6 protein-coding genes are annotated in these 6,425 nt (G+C 34.6%); 5 read left to right on the top strand and 1 reads right to left on the bottom strand.

Features of this window, described 5'->3' with window-relative positions; all coding sequences use genetic code 11:
- Window positions 1-428: 428 nt before the first annotated feature.
- On the top strand, window positions 429-629 hold the full coding sequence (locus GFJ36_RS23140; RefSeq protein WP_000124458.1) for a hypothetical protein: 201 nt from the start codon (window positions 429-431) through the stop codon (window positions 627-629).
- Between the two features lie 85 nt (window positions 630-714).
- Here the strand turns inward: GFJ36_RS23140 and GFJ36_RS23135 are convergent, their stop codons facing one another.
- On the bottom strand, window positions 715-1,329 hold the full coding sequence (locus GFJ36_RS23135; RefSeq protein ID WP_000473869.1) for a PH domain-containing protein: 615 nt from the start codon (window positions 1,327-1,329) through the stop codon (window positions 715-717).
- Window positions 1,330-1,847: 518 nt separating this feature from the next.
- Between GFJ36_RS23135 and GFJ36_RS23130 the strand changes: the two genes are divergently transcribed.
- From GFJ36_RS23130 to clpX, 4 genes are all read left to right on the top strand, one after another.
- Window positions 1,848-2,096 (top strand): hypothetical protein, encoded by a 249-nt coding sequence (locus tag GFJ36_RS23130; protein WP_001983650.1) that lies wholly within the window; start codon window positions 1,848-1,850, stop codon window positions 2,094-2,096.
- Window positions 2,097-2,293: 197 nt separating this feature from the next.
- On the top strand, window positions 2,294-3,292 hold the full coding sequence (locus GFJ36_RS23125) for a hypothetical protein (RefSeq protein ID WP_000358261.1): 999 nt from the start codon (window positions 2,294-2,296) through the stop codon (window positions 3,290-3,292).
- Between the two features lie 309 nt (window positions 3,293-3,601).
- Window positions 3,602-4,879, top strand: a complete 1,278-nt coding sequence (gene tig / locus GFJ36_RS23120; protein ID WP_000729261.1) for a trigger factor — start codon at window positions 3,602-3,604, stop codon at window positions 4,877-4,879.
- Between the two features lie 264 nt (window positions 4,880-5,143).
- Entirely contained in the window at window positions 5,144-6,403 is a 1,260-nt protein-coding gene (gene clpX / locus GFJ36_RS23115) for an ATP-dependent protease ATP-binding subunit ClpX (RefSeq protein ID WP_000472285.1), read from the top strand.
- Window positions 6,404-6,425 lie beyond the last annotated feature (22 nt).

Here is a 6,425-nt window from a genome sequence, read left to right as displayed (position 1 = left end):
AATCTCTCCTGGGACGCTAAAAAAACCTTGTTATCTTTTGATAACAAGGTTTTTTGTTTGTTTAAAAATTGATGTATGTGCAAGAGGTGTAAAAAATATAAAGTAACATATGATAATTATTATATAAAATAGATTAAAGTGCATTAAGAAAAGAGCGCTATTTATGCGCCCTATTTCTCTTGTTTAATTTAAAGAATCAATAGGCTTATGATGAAACTTAAATCCATATCTATATTATCCCAATTGTTCACTTAGAATGTTATAAAACTTTTTACCATTCTAGTACGATTAAGTAGCCGTTATCGGAACTTATCCCCGACAGTGTGTTACAATTAATAGAAGCGGAAAACGAGAATCTCCAATTGACTGGACGTGTGATTGGTTGGACAGTTTAAGAAGGTTGTATAAAAAAGGGAGATGGCGCAAAGATGGCTAGATCAAATGAGAATGATTTAACAGAGAAATTGGCAGAAGGTCACCGGAAATATGGTGATGGCAACTTTACAGTACAGAACATCGGTGATGAAACTAACCCAGATTGGACTGTCGTAAAAAATGTGAGGAAGGGATCGGCAGGCATTCGTGAAGGAGAAGATATATTAAGACTGCGATCAAAATATATAAAATAGTACGGGAATGGGCGGAGTGGGAGTTCAAATCTCTCCTGGGACGCTAAGAAACCCTTGTTATCTTTTGATAACAAGGGTTTCTTGTTTAGTTATTAATAAACTTCTCAAATACAAAACCATAATCTTTCACGTTATATTGTTTCTTCGTATCAACGAGCCAGTTAAAGGCGATCTCGTTCATTTCTTTAAATTGTTCTGCTAAATTTACTTGTGCGTTTGAAATACGGCTGAAAGCGTTAGATGCCATATCTAGACTTTTATGTGCATACTGTAATGTAATATCGTTGTCGTATGAAATTTCTTCTATTTTAAGTAAAGCCTTATATAAATCTTTTAATTCTTCAATATGTTTTTTATGAACATCAATTGAATAATGCTCATCCCCCATCTGGAACTTAATTTCTACGTCTAAATCAATCGTTCCTGCAGTTTCAAGTGCTACGTTTTTAATTTGATACTTACTATAACTAAAGCGGCGTAGTGTACGTTTTTTACTTGTTGCACTTGTACCATCTAGGTGGATTAATCCTTTGTTTGTGAAACAATATTCATCTGATTTTGATTTGATTAAAAAATAAATTTTCTCCCCATCTTCATGCATCACGTAATCATCAGCATCAACTTTATCGTAATCTTTCGGTGTAATGACAGAACCTACATCGCTTAGCCCTAATACATCTGCAGCCATTTTTTTAAACATACATAATCCCCCTTTTAAATTAAATTCTTAATTGTATAAAAATATATTAACACGATTTCAATAAAGTGTTTTCTTATAATTAAAAACATTTGAAGGTAAGTTAAGAAAAGTAACAAATAATTATTTCAACCCTAAGTTATTTAGTAAATCTATCAGTTTAAGAGTGGATTCTCCGAAAAATAACCAGGAGAAAAAGTTAATTTTGCAAGTAATTATAGAGAAATTCCGTGAAAACCTCTCAAGTAATATGAGGTTTTTTTCTATCCATTTTGAAATCTTACAATTCTGTAAGGTAACTGTAAGGAAGTTCGATGGTAACAAATTGCTAATCCTCTATAATAAAGGTAACAACGATAAAACGAGGAGGAAGAAATGATGAAAGGATTAATTGTAACGGGTTTAACAGTTGCTTTTGGATTTGTAGCGTATGAGAAATTAACGTATGTAGTTGATGTTGTAAAACATTTAATCGCTTAGTAAAAAAACTGCCATGAGAGGGAAAGGGAATGAGTGAATGAATGGAATGGTTATTTGGAATTATAGGTACTTGTAGTGTAGTGTTATTGTTCTTTGTCCCGAGTGGTATACTTAGTTCGACAACGAGTTTGTTCTTCTTAAGTTTGTTTGCTTGTACGATGCTTATTATTATGTTTTTAATGAAGCGAAGTAAACCAATCTTCTATTTTAGCATGATTGTTATGGCAATTATTGTTCTCCAAATTATTACCCTTGTTATATACCCCACTATTATAAAAGCTTTCCATTAATGATGAATCCTCTGCTTTAATTGCTGAGGATTTTTATTTGTACATTTTTAATTTTTAGTAAGGATTTGTTTATATCGAAATGTAAAAATTAAATATTTCCATATTTCAAACAAAGGGTTTTGGGATGTTGTGTTCTTATTACTCATTTGATATATTTACTTTAAAGATAATTAAAATCTAGAAAAAGAGGCGGACGTATGGATAAAAAAGAAAATACGGTCGTATTGTTTCCACAACTATCAGAGCGATATATTGATGAAGGTTTTTTAGCACTGAAAGAGCGGAAATTCGAAGATGCATTGCGCTGCTTTGAAATATTACGTCAGTATAATGCAGAAACGGAACAAACGGAACTCGCTTCTGTTATTTGTTTGTTAGAATTAAAACATATGGAAGAAGCGAAAGACAAATGTGAACAGTTACTTGAAACAGGAGCTGTATTATTTGGTGATATTCTTGAAACATATGTGACGATTTTAGTTCAAACAAATGATTATGAAGGTGTCATTGAAATCGTTGAAAAGGTTTTGCAAACGAAAGATGTAATGCCTGAGCAAAAGGAAAAATTAGCACAGCTCGCTTTATTTGCAGAAGGTATGTTAAGTGAAGTAGATACGTCACTAGTCGATTCGAATTTTGAATTGGATGAGTTTACTAATGAAATGTTTGGAGAAAACTTTGGACAAAAGCTAAGAGCGATTCAGCAACTTTCGTTAAAAGACTTGGATCTTGCATTACCTATTTTAAAGAAATTTTTAATAGACGAAAAACAGCACCCTTATTTGAAAACTTCTATTTTATATAAAATGATAGAAAATCAAATAGAAGAAGAGATAGAGGTAGAAAAGTTTGGGAATACGATTAAGGTGATTCCAGCATTTACAGGTCATAATGAGGAGCAATCCGATAACATTATACATACATTATCAAGCCGATTAGAGCAAAATTATCCCGATATATTTGATGCGATGGTTACATATTGGAAAGAATTGCGAATTAGCGTTTTCCCATTCGCTCTATTAATGGATAAAGTGGAGATTTGGGCTGCTGTTTTAGAGAGAATTGGAAGAAAGCGTTTCGGATTGACTATTGATGAAGAAGAGCTTATGACAGCGTATAATATTGAATTAGAAGAGTTTCATATTGCCTATCAATGGTTATTACGTGTTGAAAGAGAAGGATATTTGCCCGTATAATTATGAAAAAGAATCGTTCGGTTCTTGAAACGAGCATATTCTATGTTATAATGTAAGGGTTGCAAAAGGCAGAAATCTGCCTGTTTGTAAGAGAAGAGAAGTGTAAATCTCTTACTTAATATGTTTCATATTATTCTCGAACAAAATATACCGTAGTTGTCTTTTAGACAATTAGTAGATTGGAACATTATATCTGAAAGCTTTTGCTAGAGGATTATTTGTACTTTTGTTATTTCAAAAAAGAGATAATGAAGATTTTAATCTATAGAGGTATGTGCATACATTATTATAGTTGGAGGGAAAGAATAAATGGCTGCAAAATGGGAAAAATTAGAAGGTAACGTAGGCGTTTTAACAATCGAAGTTGATGCTAAAGAAGTAAACAACTCTATCGACGCTGCGTTCAAAAAAGTAGTACAAACAATTAACGTACCAGGTTTCCGTAAAGGGAAAATGCCTCGTCCGTTATTCGAACAACGCTTTGGTATCGAATCTTTATACCAAGATGCTTTAGATATCATCTTACCAAAAGCATACGGTGAAGCGATCGATGAAGCTGGTATCTTCCCAGTTGATCATCCTGAAATCAACATCGAGAAGTTCGAAAAAAATGCTAACCTTATCTTCACTGCAAAAGTTACAGTGAAGCCTGAAGTTAAATTAGGCGAGTACAAAGGTTTAGCAGTAGAAAAAGTTGAAACAACTGTAACTGACGAAGATGTAGAGAACGAATTAAAATCTTTACAAGAGCGTCAAGCTGAACTAGTTGTTAAAGAAGAAGGAACTGTTGAAAACGGTGATACAGCTGTAATCGACTTCGAAGGTTTCGTTGATGGCGAAGCATTTGAAGGCGGAAAAGGCGAAAACTATTCTCTTGCAATCGGTTCTGGTACTTTCATCCCTGGTTTCGAAGAGCAAGTAATTGGTCTTAAATCTGGTGATTCTAAAGAAGTTGAAGTATCATTCCCAGAAGAGTACCACGCTGCTGAATTAGCTGGTAAACCAGCTACATTCAAAGTAACAATTCACGAAATCAAAACAAAAGAACTTCCTGAGTTAAACGACGAGTTCGCTAAAGAAGCTGACGAAGAAGTTGCAACTCTTGATGAATTAAAAACAAAACTTCGTACAAACTTAGAAGAAGGCAAAAAGCACGAAGCTGAGCACAAAGTACGTGACGAAGTAGTAGAATTAGCTGCTGCTAACGCTGAAATCGAGATTCCAGAAGCTATGATCGACACTGAGTTAGATCGTATGGTTCGTGAATTCGAGCAACGTTTAAGCCAACAAGGTATGAACCTTGAGCTTTACTACCAATTCACAGGTACTGACGCTGACAAGTTAAAAGAGCAAATGAAAGAAGACGCTCAAAAACGCGTAAGAATCAATCTTGTTCTTGAAGCTATCATTGAAGCTGAAAACATCGAAGTTACTGAAGAAGAAGTAACTGCAGAAGTTGAAAAAATGGCTGAAATGTACGGTATGCCAGTAGACGCTATCAAGCAAGCTCTTGGAAGCGTAGACGCTTTATCTGAAGACCTTAAAGTGCGTAAAGCTGTAGACTTCTTAGTAGACAACGCTGCATAATAAAATAACAAGGCGCGATTTTAATCGTGCCTTGTTTTATAAATATAGAAATATATTTATAAAACTTTTCGATGAAGAAGGAAAACTTCCTTTACAAGTCGAATATACATATTTCAAAAGTTTTAAAATTTTTTTATTTGTACATAACTAGTCATATTATTTGTATTTCTCGCCACGTAGTGACATAATATGTATTTACATACGATACATTTATCGTGTACATACGAAGGCAAGAGGTTAGCACTTTGTAAGGGGTGTGAAAATATGTTTAAATTTAATGATGAAAAAGGTCAATTAAAATGTTCTTTCTGTGGTAAAACACAAACGCAGGTTCGAAAGTTAGTTGCAGGTCCAGGTGTTTACATTTGTGACGAGTGTATCGAACTTTGTACTGAAATTGTACAAGAGGAGCTTGCGAAGGACGAAGAAGTAGAATTCAAAGATGTACCGAAACCGGTAGAAATTCGTGAAATCTTAGATGAGTATGTCATCGGACAAGATAACGCGAAAAAAGCACTAGCGGTAGCGGTATATAACCATTACAAACGCATTAATTCTAACAGTAAAATTGATGATGTAGAATTAGCGAAGAGTAATATTTCACTTATTGGGCCAACTGGTAGTGGTAAAACATTATTGGCACAAACATTAGCGCGTATTTTAAATGTTCCATTTGCAATCGCGGACGCAACATCTTTAACAGAAGCTGGATATGTAGGGGAAGATGTAGAAAACATCTTACTAAAATTAATCCAAGCAGCTGATTATGATGTAGAGAAAGCGGAAAAAGGAATCATTTATATTGATGAGATTGATAAAGTGGCACGTAAGTCCGAAAATCCATCAATTACACGTGATGTATCTGGTGAAGGTGTACAGCAGGCACTTCTGAAAATTTTAGAAGGTACTGTAGCGAGCGTTCCACCTCAAGGTGGTCGTAAGCATCCGCATCAAGAGTTCATTCAAATTGATACAACGAACATCCTATTCATTTGTGGTGGAGCGTTTGATGGCATTGAGCCAATTATAAAACGTCGCCTTGGTGAGAAAGTAATTGGATTTGGTGCTGAGAAGAAAAATGCTGATGTAAATGAGAAGCATGTTTTATCTCACGTTTTACCAGAGGATCTTTTAAGATTCGGTTTAATTCCGGAGTTTATCGGTCGTCTTCCAGTTATTGCGAACCTAGAGCCGCTTGATGAAGATGCTCTTGTAGATATTTTAACGAAACCGAAAAATGCACTTGTTAAGCAATTCCAAAAATTATTGGAGCTTGACGATGTTGAGTTAGAGTTTGAAGAAGGTGCACTAGTTGAGATTGCGAAAAAAGCAATTGAACGTAAAACAGGTGCTCGTGGACTTCGTTCTATTATTGAAGGCTTAATGCTTGATGTAATGTTCGAACTTCCATCTCGCAAAGATATCGAGAAGTGTATTCTGACGAAAGAAACAGTAGCTGATAATGAACCGCCGAAATTGGTGTTACAAGACGGTACTGTACTTGATACAAAAACATCTGCATAGTGCGAAGAAGAAACAGCAATTT

The organism is Bacillus sp. EE-W1, assembly GCF_009760835.1.
Taxonomy (GTDB): Bacteria; Bacillota; Bacilli; order Bacillales; family Bacillaceae_G; genus Bacillus_A; species Bacillus_A wiedmannii.
The sequence above is the reverse complement of the archived record's forward strand: the minus strand, read 5'-3'. Positions and strand labels throughout refer to the sequence as shown.